The sequence below is a fragment of the Microbacterium sp. PMB16 genome (assembly GCF_051294855.1).
GTDB lineage: Bacteria > Actinomycetota > Actinomycetes > Actinomycetales > Microbacteriaceae > Microbacterium.
This window is the reverse complement of sequence record NZ_CP145908.1, coordinates 755,973-774,981: the sequence shown is the minus strand read 5'-3', so window position 1 is coordinate 774,981 and position 19,009 is coordinate 755,973. Positions and strand designations below refer to the sequence as shown.

The window sequence follows — 19,009 nt, the reverse complement described above, 5'->3', positions numbered from 1 at the left end:
AGACAATGTTGCTCATGTCAAGTTCGAAAGACGGCTACCACCACGGCGACCTCGCCCGCGCGCTGGAGGATGCGGCGATGCAACTGCTGGAGCGGATGCCGGCTGCCGAGATCAGCCTCCGCGAGGTCGCGCGCGCCGCGAACGTCAGCCACAACGCGCCGTACCACCACTTCGCGGACCGGCTCGGTCTGCTCAAAGCGCTCGCCGAGCGCAGCATGGCCGACCTGCTGGACCAGGTGCGCGCCGCCGCAGCGTCGGCCGGGACTCCCCGTGACGTGCTGATCGCCGGGGGCTCGGCGTACATCCGCTTCGCCATCGAGCATCCGCACGCATTCGACGCCGTCTACGACCCGACCGTGTGCGTCCCGGGCTCGCCGACGGAAACCATGGCGCCGCTGATCCGGGGGCTGGAAGACACGCTCGCCGCAGCCGCCGTCGCCGCCGGGCTCGACGACCCCGCCGACGTGATCGGACTGTGGGGACTCATCCACGGACTCGGTACGCTCGCGGCCGCCGGGCACTTCACGCTCGACGCCGCCCTGGCCGCCAACACGGCGACCGTCGACCGGCTGCTCGGCGCCTGAGCCCGCGGTTCCCTGAAAAGCCAGTTCCAGCCACGATTCTGCATCCGGTGGCGCCGGGCTCCAGGCTCGCTCGCAGGACTCTTGCAACCTATCCACAGGCGACCTTTCGTAGATTGTGCGGATGCCCTATTCCGCCCACCGACCGGGTCGCTACGACTCGCAGGGTCGGATCATCCTCGACAGCGACCCGACCGCTGAGACGGACGACCTCGACTTCCTGCGTGAGTTCGAGCCCACCGGCATCGACGACGAGACCCGCGAGGTCACGCTCGCCCCGACTCCGGATGCCACCCCGCGGCAGGCTCAGGGACCCATGGACGAACAGTCCGACGAGCGGCCCGCCAAGCAGCGGCGCGTGCGCAAGCCCCGCACACCGCGCACCCCCGGGTCGCGCGCCCGCACTCTCGCGATCCTCGGTGGAGCCGAGGGCGAGATCCTCGACCGCGTGCCCGGTGAGACCCCGCGTTTCGTGCAGATGTTCTTCGTGCTCGCCGGCACCGCGCTCGTCTCGGCGATCTCGATGCTCTTCGCCCTGACCACCGGCGTGCAGGCGGCGATGTGGCTGGCGGTGCCGCTCGCGCTCGTCTGGGCGCTCATCATCTTCAACCTCGACCGCTTCCTGACGTCGACGATGACCTCGACCCGCAACGTGTGGAGGCTCATCGGCCTCGCGATCCCGCGTGTGATCATGGCCGCGATCATCGGCTTCGTCGTCGCCGAACCGCTCGTGCTGCAGATCTTCCACAACGACATCGCCCGCGAGGTGGCGTCGACCAACATCACCCAGTCGCAGTCCGACCAGAAGGCGCTCGAGACCGGCCCGGAGAAGATCGCGCTGGATGCGGCATCCGCTCGTGTCGCCGAGCTCGAGAACCAGGCCGCCACGGGCATCGTCGCCGGCACCGACTCGGCTTCGGCGACGGAGTCCGCCGCACAGACGACGGTCGATGACCTGACGAAGAAGATGACCGAGCAGCAGGCGGTCATCGATCAGGCGCGCACCCTGTACCAGTGCGAGCTGACGGGCGAGGGCGCCGGAACGGTTCCCGGCTGCACGGGCGTCAACGGCGAGGGGGCGAGTTCGGATGCCGCCGAGGCGCAGCTCGCCGAAGCCCAGCAGACCTACGACGCCCTGGCCGCCCAGCTGCGCACCGCGAATGAAGAGCTCGCCGCCGCCGGCACCGCCGCCAAGGAGAACACCTCGACCTCGGAGTCGCAGAACCGCGAGCAGGCGAAGACCCAGCTGCCCGCCGCGCGCGACACCTACGACCAGGCACTCACCGCATACAACGCGAGGGCGGATGCTGTGGCGCAGGGCAACGCGGGAGCGGTCGGGCTCCTCAGCCAGATCAGCGGGCTGAACCGCCTGAGCGAGAAGGAGCCGACGATCCTGTGGGCGCATCTCCTGATCGCGGCGCTGTTCTTCATGATCGAGCTGCTGCCGGTGCTGGTGAAGGTGCTCACGAGCTATGGCGACCCGAGTCTTTACGAGAAGGCTGCGGCGATCCGTAAGCAGGTCGCGCTCGACCGGGTGACGGCCGAGGGCTTCCGTGATCGTGCCGAGATCGTGACGACGCCGATACCGCCCGCCGCGGCGCCGGCGCCCGCGGCCGCAGCGCCCGTTCAGACGACCTGAGGCACCCGTTCCCAGCTGTCCTCCGCAGCGTGGATCGAAAATGCTGCGGAATCGCCGCCGCGAGGCGCACTTCTGATCCACGCTGCTCCCGGCAGCAGGTCGTCGAGGCGCATGTTCCGCACGTGAGGTGACGACTGCACCGTCGACGCGATCGAGCGGATCAGCGCGACCGTCGACGGCTCGCGCGTCCAGAGCGAGCCGGTGAGCGCCGACTCGATCAGGGCAAGCGGTCGGCGCAAGGCGTCGTCGTGCGTGCGCGTGTCATCGCTGAGCCATTCCAGGAGGTCGCGGATGGTCCAATCGGCAAGGATTGGCGCAAGAAGTTCGTCGAAGCTGGCGGTCGAGGTGGTCATTGGTCCAGAATCGGCTGATATGAGCACCGCTGACAGGGCCAATATCGGTCCACTGGACCAGGGATCGGCCACGCCTTCCACATTGGTCCATTCCGGCGAGGTGTCATCCGAAGCTCTCGCCGCTCGCCTCGGCCGCTGGACCCACGGAGACGGCACCCTCGCGGGCCGCCTCGCACGCGGCATCGCGGGGCTCGTCGAGACCGGGGAGCTGCGTCCCGGTGACCGCCTGCCGGCGGAGCGGGCTCTCGCCACTGCCGGGTCCGTCTCCCGCGGCACAGTCGTCGCCGCCTATGCCGACCTCGCCGAGAGCGGCTTGGTGGAACGGCGGCAGGGGAGCGGCACGCGGATCGCCGGATCTGTGGCATCCGTCCCGCCCGCACAACGGCCCGGGCGCGGAGAGGCGCTGTTCTCCGCTCTTCCGAACGCGATCGACCTGCTGCGGACCGTGCCACAGATTCCCGAGCTGGCGGTGCAGCTGATCCGCGACCACCAGCCGCGACTCGACCTCGCGCTGCTGCCCGAGACGGACCCCGCGGGGCTTCCGGCGCTGCGGGAGCTGATCGCGGAGATGTATCGGGCGGAAGGGACGCCGACCACGCCGGAGCAGATCCTCGTCACGCACGGAGCCCAGCAGGCGATCAGCCTCATCGTGAACGCGCTCGTCGGCCCCGGCGACGTCGTGCTGGCCGAGGAGATCACCTGGCCCGGCGTCACCGATTCGGTCGGCCTGCGGGGCGGCACGGTCCACGGCATCCCGATGGGTCCGGACGGGCTCGACGTCGAAGCGCTGGAACAGGCGCTCGCGCGGCTGCGGCCGGTGCTCGTGGCCCTCAACCCGCACCACCAGAATCCGACCGGCACGCGTCTGCCGGCCGCCGCCCGATACCGCGTCGCCGAACTCGCCGCGCAGTACGGCGTGCCCGTGATCGAGGATCGTGTCGTCGCCGGCATCTCGTTCGACGGCGTCGTACCGCCGACCCTCGCGGCCGAACGCGCGGATGCCCCGATCATCGTCGTCGAGTCGGTCTCCAAGTGGGCGTGGGCGGGACTTCGGATCGGCTGGCTGCGGGCCGATCCCGTGCTCGTACGGCGACTGCGCGGAGCGCGGCAGCTCGCCGACCAGTCGACGAGCGTGCCGGGGCAGCTGCTCGCGCTCGACCTGATCGCGCATGCGGTGGAGCTCCGCCGCGCGAACAGCCGCATCCACCAGGAGCGTCTCCGGCTACTCGAACGCCTGATGGCCGAGCATCTGCCGGACTGGCGGATCGATTCGCCCCGTGGCGGGCTGTCGCTCTGGGCGGCGCTGCCACTCGGGTCCGCCGCGGCCCTGGCGCGGGTCGCAGCCACGCACGGTGTCTCGATCGCCGGAAGCGCCGCGTTCGCAGCATCCGTCTCGCCCGACGATCACATCCGCATCCCGTTCACCGCACCGGTCGACGTGCTGACGGAGGGGATCCGGCGGCTCGGCGAGGCGTGGCGAGAGTATCGGGAAGCTCTCGGGGTCGCTCCGTGACACCCATTCACGCGCCGGACTGAGACCGGTCACGGAATTCTCACCTCCGGGCCCTCCCGCGGCAGTAGCGTTGTTCCATGGTCAACTATCGCTATCTCGGCAACAGCGGTCTCAAGGTCTCGGAGATCACCTACGGCAACTGGGTCACCCACGCCTCGCAGGTGGGCGACGACGCCGCCGTCAAGACGGTCCACGCAGCCCTGGATGCCGGCATCACCACCTTCGACACCGCAGACACGTACGCCAACACCGCGGCCGAGGTCGTGCTCGGCAAGGCCCTCGAAGGTCAGCGCCGCGAGGGGCTCGAGATCTTCACGAAGGTCTACTTCCCGACCGGCCCGAAGGGTGCCAACGACACCGGTCTGAGCCGCAAGCACATCCTCGAGTCGATCAACGGCTCGCTGAAGCGCCTCGGCACCGACTACGTCGACCTGTACCAGGCGCACCGCTTCGACTACGAGACCCCGCTCGAGGAGACGTTCCAGGCATTCGCCGACGTCGTCCGCCAGGGCAAGGCGCTCTACATCGGCGTCTCGGAGTGGACGGCGGAGCAGCTGCGCGAGGGTCACGCGCTCGCGAAGCAGCTCGGTGTGCAGCTCATCTCGAACCAGCCCCAGTACTCGATGCTGTGGCGTGTCATCGAGGGCAAGGTCGTGCCGGGCATCCGAAGAGCTCGGCATCTCGCAGATCGTCTGGTCGCCGATGGCGCAGGGCGTGCTGAGCGGCAAGTACCTGCCCGGCCAGCCGGTGCCCGAAGGCTCGCGCGCGACCGACCCGCACAGCGGCGCCGACTTCATCAAGAGCTTCCTGCAGGACGACATCCTCGCCGCGGTGCAGCGCCTCAAGCCGATCGCCGACGAAGCGGGTCTCTCGATGCCGCAGCTCGCGATCGCGTGGGTGCTGCAGAACCCGAACATTGCCGCCGCTCTCGTCGGAGCATCGCGCCCCGAGCAGCTCGCCGAGACCGTGAAGGCCTCGGGCGTGAAGCTCGACGCCGACACGCTCGCCGCGATCGACACGGCTCTGGGTGACGCGGTGAACCGCGACGCCGAGCACACGTACTCGGTCTCGCCGAAGTCGCGCCTGACCTGAGCTGTTCGAATCGCGCAAATGGTCGTGTTCCCGCACGGAACACGACCATTTGCGCGATTCGAAGGCCTACTCCTTCACGGCACCGGCGGTCAGGCCCTGCACGATCCAGCGGCTCGCGAGCGCGAACATCACCATGGTCGGCAGGATCGTCAGCACCGCGGCGGCGCTCATCGAGCCCCAGTCGATGTTGAACGTCGAGATGAAGCCGTTCAGCGCCGAGGGCACTGTGCGGTTCGCATCGGTGTTCATCAGCACGACCGACAGGAACAGCTCGTTCCAGCAGTTCACGAAGTTGAAGATGAACGCGGCGATGATGCCCGGCGTCATCACCGGCACCAGCACCCGGAACAGGGCGCCGAGGCGGGAGCATCCGTCGATCATCGCGGCCTCTTCCAATGCATCCGGCACGTTCTCGAAGAACCCCCGCAGCATCACCGTGGAGAACGGGATGCAGACGGCGATGTACACGAGGATCAGACCCGGCTTCGTGTCGACGAGGCCGAGGTCGGTCATCATCGAGTACAGCGGTCCGAGTGCGATGAACGCCGGGATCATCTGCGTGAGCAGGAACGCGATCAGGATCGCGCCCTTCCCACGGAACTCGAAGCGCGCCAGCACGTAGGCGCTCAGCAGCGCGATGAGCGTCGCCACCGCACCGCCGATCACCGCCACGAGCGCCGAGTTGCCGAGGAAGACGCCGAACGAGCTCTTCTCGAACAGGCTGATGTAGTTCTCGAACGACGGCTCGCTCGGCCAGTACTCGATCGGGAAGGAGTTGATCGTGCCCGGTGACTTGAACGACGTCAGGGCGATCCAGTACAGCGGGAACAGCGTGATCACGAGCCAGAGCGCGAGCCCTGCGACACGGATGACGCCGCCGATCGTGATGCGCGGCTTCGGACGCGGAGCGACGGCTCCTGCGGGAACGGTGATCCGCCGGGTCTCGGAGGAATTCGTCCGGGGCACGCTTGTCATGGTCATCGCTGGACCCTCCGCATCGCCATCAGGTAGAACGCGCAGAACACGAACAGGAAGGCGACCACGATCAGGCCGATCGCGCTGGCGATGCCGTAGTTGCCCTGCTGGGTGTAGTTGATCATCCACGTGGTGATGATGTGCGTCTGGTTCGCCGGGCCGCCGTTCGTCATCGCGTAGATGATGTCGGGGAAGTTGAAGATCCAGATGATGCGCAGCAGGATCGTCAGCAGCAGCGTCATCGAGATGTACGGGATGATGATCGAGAACAGCTGCCGGAACTTGCCGGCGCCGTCGAGGCTCGCCGCTTCCAGCATCTCGTCCGGCACGGACTGGAGCGCCGCGAGGATCATGATCGCGAAGAACGTGACGCCGTACCAGATGTTGGCCACGATCACCGCGAACATCGCGAGCTTCGGATCGGCCAGCCAGGGCAGAGGCGCGTCGATGAGGCCCGCCTTCATGAGCAGGTCGTTCACCACCCCGAACTCGGCGTTGAACATCCAGCGGAACAGCATCCCGATGAGGAATCCCGACACCGCCCACGGGAAGAACACGAGCGCCTGGTAGACGCCGCGGAAGCGGAACCGCTTGCGCAGGGCGAGGGCGATCAGGAAGCCGATCACCAGCTGCGGCACGAGGGAGCCGACGACCCAGAGCACGGAATTCCCTGCCACCGTCGGGAAGGACGGATCCTGGAACACGGTGACGAAGTTGTCGAAGCCGATGAACGGGGTGGAGGTGAGGTCCCACAGGTTCCAGTCGTGGAAAGCCATGCGGGCGCCCTGCAGCATCGGCCAGTAGGTGAACCAGCACACGAAGACGATCGCGGGCGCCAGGAACGCCAGCAGTGTCAGCGCGTGGCGGCCGCGGAACGGGCGCCGGCGGGAGGCCGGGGAGGCCCCGCCGGCGCTGCGCGTGGGCGCAGCACCGACGGAACCTCCTTCACGGGCCGTGGTGGTCACGGGTCAGCCCTTCTCCGTGGCGTACTTCTCGGTCCAGAACTCGTCCCACGACTTCAGCAGATCGCTCGTGCTCATGTCGCCGAGGAGCACGCTCTGCACGTCCTGGTCGGACTTCTGGATCCACTCGGTCCACCAGCTGACGCCGCGCGGCTGGCGCACGTTGACGTAGGTGTCGGGGTCTTCGGTCATCGTGACGTAGCTCGTCCACGGGCCGGTGGAGTAGAACTCGTCATCCGCCGCGTCGGCGATGATCGGCACGAGGCTGTTGGCCTGCGCGAACTCGGTGGCGGGCTCGGCCGACGACAGGAACTCGACGAGCTTCACGGCCGCCTCGGTGTTCTCGCTCTTCTCCGCGACGCCCCAGCCGGCGACGGCCAGCGGCTGCGCGGCCTTGCCGGACGGACCGACGAGCAGCGGGGCGGTGTCCCACTGGTCTTCGGTCAGCGAGGAGTCCTGCACGGTGGCGATGACCTCGGGATCCTGCAGCAGGAACGCGGTCGTGCCGTTCGTGAAGCCGGCGACCATCTCGGGGTACCCCCACGAGACGGCAGAGGGCGGGGAGGCCTTCTCGAAGAGCTCGAAGTAGTCGGCGACGGCATCCTGCGCCTCGGGGGCGGAGAAGATCGTCGAGCCGTCCTTCAGCAGGAACGCATCGTCGACGTCGAGGTCGTCGATCGTGTAGGCCTCGATCGCCGCGACGACGTTGCTGTTGGCGTTCGTCCCGCCGCGGAACGCGTAGCCGTACAGGTTGTTCGACGGGTCCTGGATGGCGGATGCCTGCTCCAGCAGGTCCTTCCAGCTGTGCGGGGGGCCGTCGAAGCCGGCGTCCTCGACCAGGTCGGTGCGGTAGAACAGCGACAGCCCGTAGAAGCCGTAGGGCACGAAGTAGCTCTTGCCGTCTTCCGCGACCGAGGCGGACTGCGCGTTGTCGGTCAGGGCGTCCCAGCCGTCCCACTTCTCGAGGTCGGAGCCGAGGTCATGCAGCCAGCCGTTGTTCGCGAACGGACCGACGGTGATGTCGCGCACCTCGAGCACGTCGACGCCCTTGCCGGACTGCAGCATCTGCTGGATCTTCGCATCGGCCTGCTCGGTCGGCGGGGAGATCAGATTGACCTTGATCTTCGGGTTCTCCTTCTCGAACTCGTCGAGGAGTCCGAGGATGAGCTCGGTGCGCGCCGGGTTGGTCAGGCTCTCGACCATCTGCAGGGTGACGGTACCGTCGGCGGACGGCCCGCCGCCGGCGGAGCAGCCGGTGAGCGCGAGGACGGCGACGGTGCCGATGCCTGCTGCTGTCGTCAAGATCTTGTTCTTCACGATGTGCCTCTCGATTGTGGTGCGGGTGTGGTGGGTCGGATGGTGCGGGTCAGGAGATGACGACGGATGCCGCGGGCCGGATGCCGGCTCGCTGCAGGATCTGCGGGATGCAGCGCTCGACGAATGCCTCGTAGTCGGATGCTTCGCTGTAGAGGTGCGCCGACAGGCGGAAGTAGCCGATGCCGCGGAAGCTGGTGAACGCCGTCTCGACGCCGGTCTCGTCGAGGAGCTCCATGCGCAGCGCGTCGGCTTCCTCGCGGGTGGCGCCGAGCCCGAGCGGGAGAAGCACGAGCCGCATCGACGGAACCGGCGAGGGGAGCGGGGTGAGCGGGTCGACGTCGGCGAACGGCCGGAACCCCTCGGCGATGATCTCGGCACCGGCATCCGCCATCCGGGCCATCGTCTCGCGCGCCTGCGGCCAGCCGAACTCGGTCTCGATGAAGTCGATGGCTGCGGGGGTGGCGAGGTAGGTCGTCGCGTCGATCGTGCCCTGCGTGTCGAAGCGTGCGGGGTAGGGCTCGTTCGCGGCCCAGGAGTCGATGAGCGGCCAGAGCTCGTCGCGGTCGTGCGTCTCGGTCACCAGCAGGGCCGAGCCGCGCGGGGCGCAGGGCCACTTGTGCAGGTTGCCGAACCACCAGTCGCCGCCCGCAGCGGCCGCGGCATCCGGGATCAGGCCGGGCGCGTGCGCGCCGTCGACGAGGGTGCGCACGCCCCGGGCCGCGGCGAGTTCGGCGATCCGCCGGGTGGGCAGCAGGCGGGCGGTGGGGGAGGTGATCTGGTCGATCACGATGAGCCGCGTGCGGATCGTGAGGGCGTCGGCGAAGCGCTCGACGATGTCGTCGTCGGAGCCCAGCAGGGGCAGTTCGACGGCCCGGACGGTCGCGCCGAAGCGGCGGGCGAGGCGCTGCGCGCCCATCGTGATCGCGCCGTAGCCCTGGTCGGTGACGAGGATCTCGTCGTCGCGCTCGAGCTGCATGGCGTTGTAGACCACGGTCGCCGCGGCGGAGGCGTTGGGGACGAACACGCTGTCCTCGGGGCGAGCGCCGACGAACGGAGCGGTGAGCTCGCGTGCCGCGCGGACCCGCTCGGCGATGCGGGGGAACCACTCGACCGGGCTGAGATCCGCCTGCCGCCGCAGTGTGTCCTGGTGGGCGACGACGGCCGACGGCACGGCCCCGAACGAGCCGTGGTTGAGGTGGATGATGTCCGGATCCAGCGGCCAGGCATCTCGCGCGCGATCGAACGACTTCAGTCGGAGCGGTGCGGGGAAGTCGGTTGCCGGCATGGATCCTCATCAACGAGTCGGGGGAGTTGTTGCACAACTTTGCCACAGCGCGTGCTCGATCTCCAGAAATCAGGCACAATTTAACAAAGTCGTCATACGAGTTGGACGACCGACCCATGTCCGACAGACTCGCAGGAGATCCGAGTGCCAGAGAGGAAGACCATGAGCGCGTTGGACAAAGCGCTGCACGGGCTGCGGGCACTCATCGCCGACGGCGTGCTGCAGCCGGGCGATCGGCTGCCGAGCGAGGGGGAGCTGTGCGAGCGGCTCGGGGTCTCGCGAGGATCCTTGCGCGAGGCCATCCGCACACTCGGCGCGCTCGGTGTGCTCGAGACGCGGCACGGCTCGGGGAGCTACGTCAGCGAGTTGCGGGCTGCTGACCTCATCGGGAGCCTCTCACTCACGGTCGGTCTGCTGCCGATGGCGGGCGTGCTGGAGCTCACCGAGCTGCGGCGGGTGCTCGAACCGCACGCGGCGGCGCTCGCGGCCGCGCGCATCGATGCCGAGACGGTGGAGACGCTGAGCCGGGTGCTGGACGAGATCGAGGCGAGCGACGACTTCGAGGACCACTCGCGGCTCGACCACCAGTTCCACATGACGATCTCCGCGGTCGCCGGCAATGAGGCGCTCACGAGCCTGATCGACGTGCTGCGTTCGAGGTCGCGGGCCTACCGGATCCCGGATGCCGACGACGCCGCCGAACTCAAGCTGCACTCGGATGCCGGACACCGCGCGATCCTGCGCGGCCTCGCGGCGGCCGATCCGGTGGCGGCATCCGCTGCCGCGTCGTCGCACGTCGCGCAGACGGAGTACTGGGTGCGGCGGTACACCGAGGGCGTCGAACCGACTGACTGAGACCGTCGACGTCCCGATATGCGCACGTTGTCCCGATCTGCGGAGGATTCTGCCCGATCTGTGAGCAGATCGGGTCACGGTCAGCGGATCGGGACGCAGGCCGTCAGGCGAGGGTGATGTCGACCTGGATCTCGGTCGCGATCCGCTCGAGATCTGCTCGGAGCGCGTCGAGATCGACGGATGCCGGAACCTTCGCCGTGACGGATGCCTCGAACAGCCGGCCTCCGGCCATCGCGGCGTCACGGGTCTCGGTCGCGAGCTCTTCGATGCTCAGCGCGTGCGCGCTCAACACGGTCGAGATCTCGCGGACGATGCCGTGGCGGTCGTTGCCGAGCACCTGGATCGTGAGCAGCTGCTCGTCGTCGAGGTCGACGTCAGGGGTGCCGGTGACGACAGCGAGGGTCAGCAGACCCTGACCCTGCAGAGTCCGGAGCGCCGTCTGCAGCTCGGCCGCGCGGTCATCGGCGACCGAGACCTCGATCACTCCGGCGAACGTGCCGGCGAGCTCGGCGAGGGAGCTGTTCTCCCAGTTGCCGCCGTGCGCGTCGACGACATCGGCGACGGCGGCGACCAGGCCGGGACGATCGGCGCCGGCGACGGTGAGGATCAGAGTAGTCATGCGGCCAGCGTAGCCCCGTTCACAATTCAGCAAGAACGGCCGGGATGGGCACGGAAACCCGCCTGAGCCGGGTCGGGGACTGAAAACTGACTGAGTTGTGAACGGGCACGCCGAGGACTACTCGGCCCAGACGCCCGTCGCGAGGAACGCCTCCAGCCGCGCGCGGTGCGGCTCGAGGTCCCAGCCCTGCGCGGCGACCCACTCGTCGGAGTAGTACGTGCCGGCGTAGCGGATGCCGCTGTCGCAGATCAGGGTGACGACGCTGCCGGTCTCGCCGGCCGCGCGCATCCGCGCGATGAGCTGGAATGCGCCGTAGAGGTTGGTGCCGGTCGAGCCTCCGGCCCAGTGCAGGGTGCGCTCGCGCAGCACGCGGATCGCGGCGATGGATCCGGCATCCGGGACGCGGATCATCTCGTCGATCACGCTCGGCACGAACGACGCCTCCACGCGCGGACGGCCGATGCCCTCGATGCGGCTCGGTCGTCCCGCCGGAGCATCCGGGGTGCGCGCCCAGCCGTCGTAGAACGCCGACCCCTCCGGATCGACGACCGCGACCTGCGTCTCGTGACGGCGGTACTTCACGTAGCGGCCGAAGGTCGCACTCGTACCGCCGGTGCCGGCACCCACGACGATCCAACGGGGGATCGGATGCCGCTCCTGCGCGAGCTGGCTGAACACGCTCTCCGCGATGTTGTTGTTGCCGCGCCAGTCGGTCGCGCGCTCCGCGAACGTGAACTGGTCGAGGTAGTGGCCGTGGCAGTCCGAGGCCAGCCGCTGCGCCTCGGGCGACATGTCCTCGGCGCTGTCGACGAAGTGGCAGCGGCCGCCGTAGAACTCGATGAGGTCGATCTTCTCCTGGCTCGTCGACCGCGGAACGACGGTGACGAACGGCAGGCCCAGCATCCGGGCGAAGTACGCCTCGGAGACGGCCGTCGAACCGCTCGACGATTCGACCAGCGTGGTGTCTTCGTGGATGCGGCCGTTGACCAGCCCGTACAGGATGAGCGACCGCGCCAACCGATGCTTGAGCGACCCGGTCGGATGCACCGACTCGTCCTTGAGGTACAGATCGATGCCCCACTCGGGCGGCAGCGGGAACAGATGCAGGTGGGTATCGGCGCTGCGGTTGCCGTCGGCTTCCAGCAGGGCGATCGCGGTGCTGGTCCAGGAGGTCACCGCTCGAGCGTATCCCGTCAGCCGCTGTCCGCGCAGGCGCTCACTTGTCGGTGTAGCCTCCTTCTCCCGTCTCGCCGTCGTAGGTGAAGATCCGGTCGTCGAGGGTGATCTTGATGTCGTCGCCGAGCGGCTCCTGTGCGAGCAGGCGCTCCTCGAGCATCGCCATCCGCTCGTCGTACTCCTGCGCCTGCTCGGCGTCGATGCCCCAGATCGTGGCGACCTTCATGTCGGTCATCAGGTACAGGAACGCCGAGACCGCGGTGCGGTTGAACTCGTTGTCGGGGATGGTGTCCCAGAGCGCGCCGGAGTCACGGAGGCGCTTGTACTCGTCGATCTTCGCCTCGAGCCGCTCGGCGATGCCCGACGCGTCCCCGTCGGAGGGATCGCCGTCGGAGGGCGGATCGTCAGACGGCGCCCCGGGATCTTCTGCGCGCGGCGTCGACGTCGCCGCGGGCGGCGGGGAGGCCTCGTCGGGTGCGGGGGTGAGAAGCCCGATGAGCATCGCGACGCCGACCACAGCGAGCACCACGATGCCGCCGACGACGGCGAGCACGATACCCATGGCGTTGGAGTTCGAGGAAGGCGCGGGCGAGGGATGCGCCGTCGCGGGATGCCGGCCGAAGTCGGACACGGGAGGTGCCCCCGACCCGGGCGGCGCGGGAGCGTAACCGGCGGCGTAGGGCGGCAGCGCCGGCGCCCCACTCAACGGCGGCGCCAGGGGTGCGACCGGAGGAAACGCGGAGGGCGCGCCGCCGGCGTCCGGCGGGGGCGGCGGGATGACCTGCTCGGGATCCGGTCCGTTGCGCTCATCCGTCATCTGTCGTCCCCCTTGGTTCCGCAGCACGCGCGGGCTGCCCTCCCCGAACGCTAGCCGTTCGGGGAGGTCCGCGCTGGGCAGATCTGCTCAGCCGACCGTCCCCGCGGGAGAAGTGCCGCCATCGCCGTCGACGTGCAGGAGAGTTGCCTGCGACTGCTCCTGCTGCAGCTGGAACTCGAAGCGCGAGCGGTCGCCACGGTGATACGCGATGAAGTACTCCATCGGCTTCCCGTCGGCGCTGCGGCTGATGCTCCGCAGCCGCAGCAGCGCCGAACCCGCACTGACCCCCAGGAGCTGCGCCTGCTCGTGCGTCGCGACTGTCGCCTCCGCCGAGCGCACGCCGTGCGTGGCGACCACGCCGTGGTCGGCGAGCAACCGGTACAGCGACGCCTCGGTGAGGTCGGCGCCGAGGGTGGCGGTGCCGACGGCTTCCGGCATCCAGGTCGTCGAGAGAGACCAGGGTTCGCCGTCGACGTGACGCCGGCGCTCCAAAGCGACGACCGGAGAGCCGACCGGAACCTCGAGCGCGAGAGCGACCTCGTCGTCGGCGGTCGTCTGCTCGTGGCGCAGCACGTCGCTGTGCACATGACCCCCGCGACGCTCGACGTCGTCGTACAGTCCGACGAGCGTGTGCACCAGGCTCTCGCTCGTGCGCGGCCGCGACACGAACGTGCCCTTGCCCTTGACCCGCTCGACGAGCCCTTCATGCTCCAGCTGGGCCAGCGCCTGACGGACGACCGTGCGGGAGATCCCGTATCGCTCGCACAGGCGGTGCTCGCCGGGGAGCGGGTCACCGGGCTGCAGGCCGTCTCGGCTGATGCCGTCGACGATCAGTTGGCGCAGCTGGTCGTACATGGGCGCGGCGGAATGCCGGTCGATCGCGTCTGTGGTGATGTCGGCGCCCGTGTCGACCATGTCAGTACGCGACCCCGGCGTGCAGGATGACGTTGGCGTACGGCGTGAACTCCCCGGACCGCACGAACGCCCGTGCGCCGTGCGTCAGCTTCTTGAAGTCCACGTGCGGCACGAGCTCGATCTCGAAGCCCATGCCCGCGAACCGTTCGCGCAGCGCCTCGAGGACCTCGGGACTCTTCTCGGCGACCTCGGCCGAGACCGTCGCCCCCTCGACCACCAGCTCGGCGAGCACGGTGTCGAGCACGTCGAGGAACGCCGGGGCTCCCGGACGATACGCGAGGTCGATGCGCTCCGATCCCGGCGGGATGGGGAGCCCGGCATCGGTGACGACGAGCAGATCGGTGTGCCCGGTCTCGCTGATGACCCGGGACAGGGCGGGGTTGATCGTGGTCGCTGACTTGCGCATGGATTCTCCTCAGTTCGCGGCGTGCGCGGATTCCCGCTCGGCGAGGAAGGCGTCGACCTCGCCCCGATGCGGCAGGCTCGGCGACGCGCCCTGCTTGGTCACGGTCAGTGCCCCGGCCGCGGTCGCCAGGCGCACGGCATCCGCCAGCGAGAGCCCGTTCGCGAGCGCCGCTCCGAGGTATCCGGCGTAGGCATCGCCCGCGGCGGTCGTGTCGACCGCCTCGACCGGGTACGGCGGGATGACGGATGCTCCCTCGGCGGTCACCACGCATGATCCCTGACCCGCGAGAGTGATCACCGCAGCGCCCACGCCCTGGTCGAGGAACCAGCGTCCGGCGCGTTCCGCGGAGGCGGCGTCCGTCACCTCGATGCCGCTGATCAGCGATGCCTCGGTCTCGTTCGGCGTGACGATGTCGACGCTCCGCCAGATCTCGGCCGGGAGTTCGGCGGCGGGTGCCGGGTCGAGGATGACGGTCATGCCGTGTTCGCGTCCGCGGGCCGTGATGTGCGCGGTGAGGTCGGAGGGGGTCTCGAGCTGGGTGAGCAGGACCGAGGTGGTGGGCGCGAGCGCCGCGAGGGCGGCATCGATCTGCTCGGTGCTGAGAGCCGCGTTCGCGAGCGGCACCATGACGATGTCGTTCTGCGCCGAGGCGTCGACGCGGATGTGCGCGATGCCCGTCGGCCCGGGGACCGTGCGCAGGTGCGCGAGGTCGACACCCGCCGCGCTCAACCCGTCGACCACCAGGTCGTGGAACAGGTCGTCGCCGACGCATCCGACGAAGCTGGTGCGGGCGCCCGAGCGTCCAGCGGCGACCGCCTGGTTGGCGCCCTTGCCCCCGAGCATGAGCGTGAACTCATCGCCGAGGATCGTCTCGCCCCGCGCGGGAAGGCGCCCGGAGAAGGTGGTGACATCAGCGGTGACGCTGCCGACGATGACGACACCGGAACGATCTCCGGGATGTGCGGGGGCCATGTCGCTCCTGATCTTCTTCGACAGCACGCTCGGCCGCGGCGGCGTCTTTGACCACCGCCCGCGGCTGTCATCACATTAGCCGAACCCGAACCTGTAACGACAGGTTCGGGGTGGGACGGGGCGCGACCTAGGCGGCTGCCGCCTGGCGCAGCCAGCGCTCCACGCCGGCGATGTGCGCGGTCGTGAGCGAGGTCGCCAGCGCCGAGTCATGCTGCGCGATGGCCTCGGCGATCGCCCGGTGCTCCGACAGCGTGCGCTCCACGGCGCCGCCCTCGGTGAGACCACGCCAGACCCGCGCCCGCACCGTCTGGCTGCTGAGGTGCTCGATCAGGCTGGCGAGATAGGCGTTGCCCGCCATCCGCACGATCTCGCGGTGGAAGCGGATGTCGTGCTCGACGAGCTCCTCGATCGTGACCGATGCGTCGATCCCGTCGACCTCGTCCACCAGCTGCGCGATCGCCTCGTCGGAGCCGAGAGTGGCGGCCAGGCCGGTCGCCTGCGACTCCAGCATCCGCCGCACGGCGAAGATCTCGAGCATCGAGTCGTCGTCGTGCATGTCGACGACGAACGAGATCGCCTCCAGCAGCAGGTGCGGCTCGAGGCTCGTCACATAGGTGCCGTCGCCGCGCCGCACGTCGAGCACGCGGATGACCTCGAGCGCCTTCACGGCCTCGCGCATCGAGTTGCGGGAGAGGCCGAGCCGCTCGGACAGCTCCTTCTCCGGGGGGAGGCGATCGCCGGGGGAGAGCTCGCCCGACACGATCATCGCCTTGATCTTCTCGATCGCCTCGTCTGTGACTGCCATGGCGTCATCCTAGCCATTGGTCCGATGTCTGAGGCAGGATGGGCGCATGCGCGTTCTCGATTCACACCTGCACCTCTGGGATCCGGACCTTCTCGAGTACACCTGGCTCGAGGGACCGCTCGCGCGGCGATTCGCCGAGGCCGAGCTGGCGGACGCCGGGTTGCCGGGCGCAACCGAGACGAAGGCGGTCTTCGTGCAGGCCGAGACGGTGGAGGACCGTTTCCTCGACGAGGTGCGCTGGGTCGAGGGCATCGCGGATGCTGCCGGAGTGGTCGCGATCGTGGCCGGGATGCGCCTCGATCGCGGGGTCGACACGGTCACCCACCTCGAGGAGCTCGCCTCGCACCCCCTGGTGATCGGCGTGCGGCACATCCTGCAGGGCGACGACGACGGATTGGCCATGTCGACCGCATTCGTGACCGGCGCGAGAGAGGTGGCGAACCGCGGGTGGAGCTTCGATGCGTGCATCCGTGCGGCCCAGATCCCAGAGATCGCGCGGCTCGCCGGAGCGATCCCCGAGCTGCGGATCGTGCTCGACCACCTCGGCAAGCCGGAGGTCGGTACCGCCGCCGAACCGCGCACCCCCTCCGCGGAATGGGTGCGCGATCTCGACGAGCTGGCACGGCATCCGAACACGTTCTGCAAGCTGTCAGGGCTGCCGGCCGAAGCCGGGGGTGACTGGAGCCGCGCGCAGCTCGAGCCCTTCCTCGACGTCGCGGCCGACGCGTTCGGCGACGAACGGCTGATGTGGGGCACGGACTGGCCGGTCTCCGCGATCGGCCCCGGCCTCGCAGAGGGCGACGATGCGGCGGACGGATCCGATGTCTACCGGCCGACCGCCCGAGGCAGATGGTTCCAGACGGTCACGGCCTGGGCCGAGGATCGCGGACACGACGTCGACGCGATCCTGTGGTCGAATGCCGAGCGGTTCTACCGCGTCGGTGAAGCGGCCGGCAGCCCGGACGAACCCCCGCGCCGCGGCATCCGGGGCTGGCTCCGCGGCGAGTAACCGGAAACCCGGCTACCGGTCGCAAAAAGGCACCGATCCGAGAACCGGAATCGGTGCCTTTCTGCGACGGGAGCAGATGGAGGGGGGATCTACTCCGGGCGGAGGCGCAACTGCGCCATACCGCCGTCGACCTCGATGAAGGTGCCGGTCGTCGATCCGGCCGAGGGGCCGACCAGATACGCGACGGCCGCAGCCACCTCATCGGGGCTCACGAGGCGTCCGTGCGGCTGCCTGGCTTCGAGCGCGGCGCGCTCCGCCGCAGGATCGGATGCCGAATCGAGCAGCCGCCCGACCCACGGGGTGTCGGCGGTGCCGGGGTTGACGGCATTCACGCGGATGCCCTCGCGCAGATGGTCGGCTGCCATCGCGCGGGTGAGGGCCGAGACGGCTCCCTTCGACGCGCTGTAGAGGGCCCGCGCCGGCAGGCCGGTCGTGGACGCGATGGATGCCGTGTTGCAGACCGCCGCCGCGGGAGACTCGCGCAGCCAGGGCAGTGCTGCCGCCGTCACCCGGGCGATGCCGGTGACGTTGATGGAGAGCACGCGCGCCCACTCGTCGTCGTCGTTCGCGGCGATGTCGCCCTGCGCGCCGACTCCGGCGTTGTTCACGACGATGTCGATGCGTCCGAACCGCTCGGCGACGGCGGCGACGGCGGCGTCGACGCTGGCGCGGTCCGACACGTCGGCCGTGAAGGCTGCGAACGCAGCATCCGCTCCTGCCGTGTCGCGGTCGAGTACGGCGATCTGCGCGCCGTCGGCGTGCAGGCGGGCCGCGATGGCCGCGCCGATGCCGGATGCTCCGCCGGTGACGATCGCGACCAGTCCTTCCAGTGCGCGGGTCACTTCTGTGCCTTCCATGCCACGAACTCCTGTCGCTGACGGCCCAGGCCGTCGATCTCGATCTCGACCACGTCTCCGGCGGCGAGGTAGGGGTAGTTGCCCGACAGGGCGACGCCCTGCGGGGTGCCGGTCAGGATGAGGTCGCCCGGCTCGAGCACCACGTACTGCGACAGGTGGTGCACGATGTGCTCGACCGTGAAGATCATGTCGCTGGTGTTCGAGTCCTGCCGCGGCTCGCCGTTCACGAAGCTCCGCAGGCCCAGCGCGTGGTGGTCGACCTCGTCGGGGGTGACCAGCCAGGGACCGGTCGGGTTGAAGCCCGCGGCGATCTTGCCCTTCGACCACTGCCCGCCCGACACCTCGATCTGGAACGACCGCTCGGAGACGTCGTTGGCGGCGACGAAGCCGGCCACATGCGCCATCGACTCGTCGGGGGAGTCGAGGTACGAGGTGCGGGCGCCGATCACGATGCCGAGCTCGACCTCCCAGTCGGTCTTCTCGCTGCCGCGCGGGATGGTGACGGTGTCGTTCGGGCCGACGACGGTGTTCGGGGTCTTCAGGAAGAGGATCGGGATCTCCGGGGGCTCGGAGCCGGACTCGGCCGCGTGGGCGGCGTAGTTCATGCCGATGCAGATCACGGCGCTCGGCCGGGCGATCGGGGCGCCGATGCGGAGCTCGGCGGCATCCGCCAGCTCCGGCAGCTCGCCGGCATCGCGGGCGGCGGTGACGCGAGCGACGAAGTCGCCGGCGAGGAAGTCGCCGTTCACATCGGATGTCAGAGAGCGGAGATCCAGATAACGGTCGCCCTCCACGAGGACGGGGATCTCAGTCCCAGGGGTGCCGAGCCGCGCGAACTTCATGATTCTCCTGATTCGTGGG

The 19,009-nt window shown here is 69.2% G+C and carries 19 protein-coding genes and 1 pseudogene; 6 read left to right on the top strand and 14 right to left on the bottom strand.

What is annotated here, in order from left to right; genetic code table 11:
* Positions 1-14 precede the first annotated feature (14 nt).
* Both V5D55_RS03740 and V5D55_RS03735 read left to right on the top strand, forming a co-directional pair.
* Positions 15-584 (top strand): TetR/AcrR family transcriptional regulator, encoded by a 570-nt coding sequence (locus V5D55_RS03740; protein ID WP_435747800.1) that lies wholly within the window; start codon positions 15-17, stop codon positions 582-584.
* A gap of 121 nt (positions 585-705) precedes the next feature.
* On the top strand, positions 706-2,220 hold the full coding sequence (locus V5D55_RS03735) for a DUF4407 domain-containing protein (RefSeq protein ID WP_435747798.1): 1,515 nt from the start codon (positions 706-708) through the stop codon (positions 2,218-2,220).
* Here the strand turns inward: V5D55_RS03735 and V5D55_RS03730 are convergent.
* The gene (locus V5D55_RS03730; protein WP_435747796.1) at positions 2,208-2,573 is read right to left on the bottom strand and encodes a hypothetical protein; all 366 of its coding nucleotides are present in this window, start codon (positions 2,571-2,573) and stop codon (positions 2,208-2,210) included. The two genes, V5D55_RS03735 and V5D55_RS03730, sit on opposite strands and share 13 nt — an antisense overlap.
* Positions 2,574-2,673: 100 nt before the next feature.
* Between V5D55_RS03730 and V5D55_RS03725 the strand changes: the two genes are divergently transcribed.
* Positions 2,674-4,086 (top strand): PLP-dependent aminotransferase family protein, encoded by a 1,413-nt coding sequence (locus V5D55_RS03725; RefSeq protein ID WP_435747794.1) that lies wholly within the window; start codon positions 2,674-2,676, stop codon positions 4,084-4,086.
* A 77-nt stretch (positions 4,087-4,163) separates the two neighbouring features.
* Positions 4,164-5,178, top strand: a pseudogene (locus tag V5D55_RS03720) (aldo/keto reductase family protein).
* 66 nt (positions 5,179-5,244) lie between these two features.
* On the opposite strand, the gene V5D55_RS03715 reads toward V5D55_RS03720, so the two are convergent.
* Genes V5D55_RS03715 through V5D55_RS03700 form a run of 4 tightly spaced genes read right to left on the bottom strand, consistent with a single transcriptional unit; the run spans position 5,245 to position 9,717 of the window.
* Positions 5,245-6,159 carry a carbohydrate ABC transporter permease gene (locus tag V5D55_RS03715; RefSeq protein ID WP_435747792.1) on the bottom strand — a complete coding sequence of 305 codons (915 nt, stop codon included), beginning with the start codon at positions 6,157-6,159 and terminating at the stop codon, positions 5,245-5,247.
* Positions 6,156-7,118, bottom strand: a complete 963-nt coding sequence (locus tag V5D55_RS03710; protein ID WP_435747790.1) for a carbohydrate ABC transporter permease — start codon at positions 7,116-7,118, stop codon at positions 6,156-6,158. The genes V5D55_RS03715 and V5D55_RS03710 overlap by 4 nt, the downstream gene beginning before the upstream one ends.
* A gap of 3 nt (positions 7,119-7,121) precedes the next feature.
* Positions 7,122-8,432 carry an ABC transporter substrate-binding protein gene (locus tag V5D55_RS03705; RefSeq protein ID WP_435747788.1) on the bottom strand — a complete coding sequence of 437 codons (1,311 nt, stop codon included), beginning with the start codon at positions 8,430-8,432 and terminating at the stop codon, positions 7,122-7,124.
* A gap of 49 nt (positions 8,433-8,481) precedes the next feature.
* On the bottom strand, positions 8,482-9,717 hold the full coding sequence (locus V5D55_RS03700; RefSeq protein WP_435747786.1) for an aminotransferase class V-fold PLP-dependent enzyme: 1,236 nt from the start codon (positions 9,715-9,717) through the stop codon (positions 8,482-8,484).
* A 162-nt stretch (positions 9,718-9,879) separates the two neighbouring features.
* Here V5D55_RS03700 and V5D55_RS03695 point away from each other — a divergent pair, with 162 nt between their 5' ends.
* Positions 9,880-10,572 (top strand): FadR/GntR family transcriptional regulator, encoded by a 693-nt coding sequence (locus V5D55_RS03695; RefSeq protein ID WP_435747784.1) that lies wholly within the window; start codon positions 9,880-9,882, stop codon positions 10,570-10,572.
* Positions 10,573-10,675: 103 nt separating this feature from the next.
* Here the strand turns inward: V5D55_RS03695 and V5D55_RS03690 are convergent, their stop codons facing one another.
* The 7 genes from V5D55_RS03690 to V5D55_RS03660 form a co-directional block, all read right to left on the bottom strand.
* Complete coding sequence (locus V5D55_RS03690; RefSeq protein ID WP_435747782.1) at positions 10,676-11,191, bottom strand: glycine cleavage system protein R; 516 nt, start codon at positions 11,189-11,191, stop codon at positions 10,676-10,678.
* Positions 11,192-11,308: 117 nt separating this feature from the next.
* Complete coding sequence (locus V5D55_RS03685) at positions 11,309-12,367, bottom strand: PLP-dependent cysteine synthase family protein (RefSeq protein ID WP_435747780.1); 1,059 nt, start codon at positions 12,365-12,367, stop codon at positions 11,309-11,311.
* A 40-nt stretch (positions 12,368-12,407) separates the two neighbouring features.
* Positions 12,408-13,184 (bottom strand): hypothetical protein, encoded by a 777-nt coding sequence (locus V5D55_RS03680; protein WP_435747778.1) that lies wholly within the window; start codon positions 13,182-13,184, stop codon positions 12,408-12,410.
* An 87-nt stretch (positions 13,185-13,271) separates the two neighbouring features.
* Positions 13,272-14,099, bottom strand: coding sequence for a GntR family transcriptional regulator (locus V5D55_RS03675; RefSeq protein WP_435747776.1), 828 nt, complete (start codon positions 14,097-14,099; stop codon positions 13,272-13,274).
* Position 14,100: 1 nt separating this feature from the next.
* The gene (gene rbsD / locus V5D55_RS03670) at positions 14,101-14,505 is read right to left on the bottom strand and encodes a D-ribose pyranase (RefSeq protein WP_435747774.1); all 405 of its coding nucleotides are present in this window, start codon (positions 14,503-14,505) and stop codon (positions 14,101-14,103) included.
* Between the two features lie 9 nt (positions 14,506-14,514).
* A complete protein-coding gene (locus V5D55_RS03665; protein WP_435747772.1) occupies positions 14,515-15,477 on the bottom strand; it encodes a ribokinase in 963 nt (320 codons plus the stop codon).
* A gap of 127 nt (positions 15,478-15,604) precedes the next feature.
* Complete coding sequence (locus V5D55_RS03660) at positions 15,605-16,282, bottom strand: FadR/GntR family transcriptional regulator (protein ID WP_435747770.1); 678 nt, start codon at positions 16,280-16,282, stop codon at positions 15,605-15,607.
* A 46-nt stretch (positions 16,283-16,328) separates the two neighbouring features.
* On the opposite strand from V5D55_RS03660, the gene V5D55_RS03655 reads away from it, so the two are divergent.
* Positions 16,329-17,291: an amidohydrolase family protein gene (locus V5D55_RS03655; RefSeq protein WP_435747769.1), complete on the top strand. Its 963-nt coding sequence runs from the start codon at positions 16,329-16,331 to the stop codon at positions 17,289-17,291.
* An 89-nt stretch (positions 17,292-17,380) separates the two neighbouring features.
* Here the strand turns inward: V5D55_RS03655 and V5D55_RS03650 are convergent, their stop codons facing one another.
* Together V5D55_RS03650 and V5D55_RS03645 are read right to left on the bottom strand one after the other, a co-directional pair.
* A complete protein-coding gene (locus V5D55_RS03650; RefSeq protein WP_435747767.1) occupies positions 17,381-18,148 on the bottom strand; it encodes an SDR family NAD(P)-dependent oxidoreductase in 768 nt (255 codons plus the stop codon).
* Complete coding sequence (locus V5D55_RS03645; protein ID WP_435747765.1) at positions 18,130-18,990, bottom strand: fumarylacetoacetate hydrolase family protein; 861 nt, start codon at positions 18,988-18,990, stop codon at positions 18,130-18,132. Before V5D55_RS03645 ends, V5D55_RS03650 begins: the two co-directional genes overlap by 19 nt.
* Positions 18,991-19,009 lie beyond the last annotated feature (19 nt).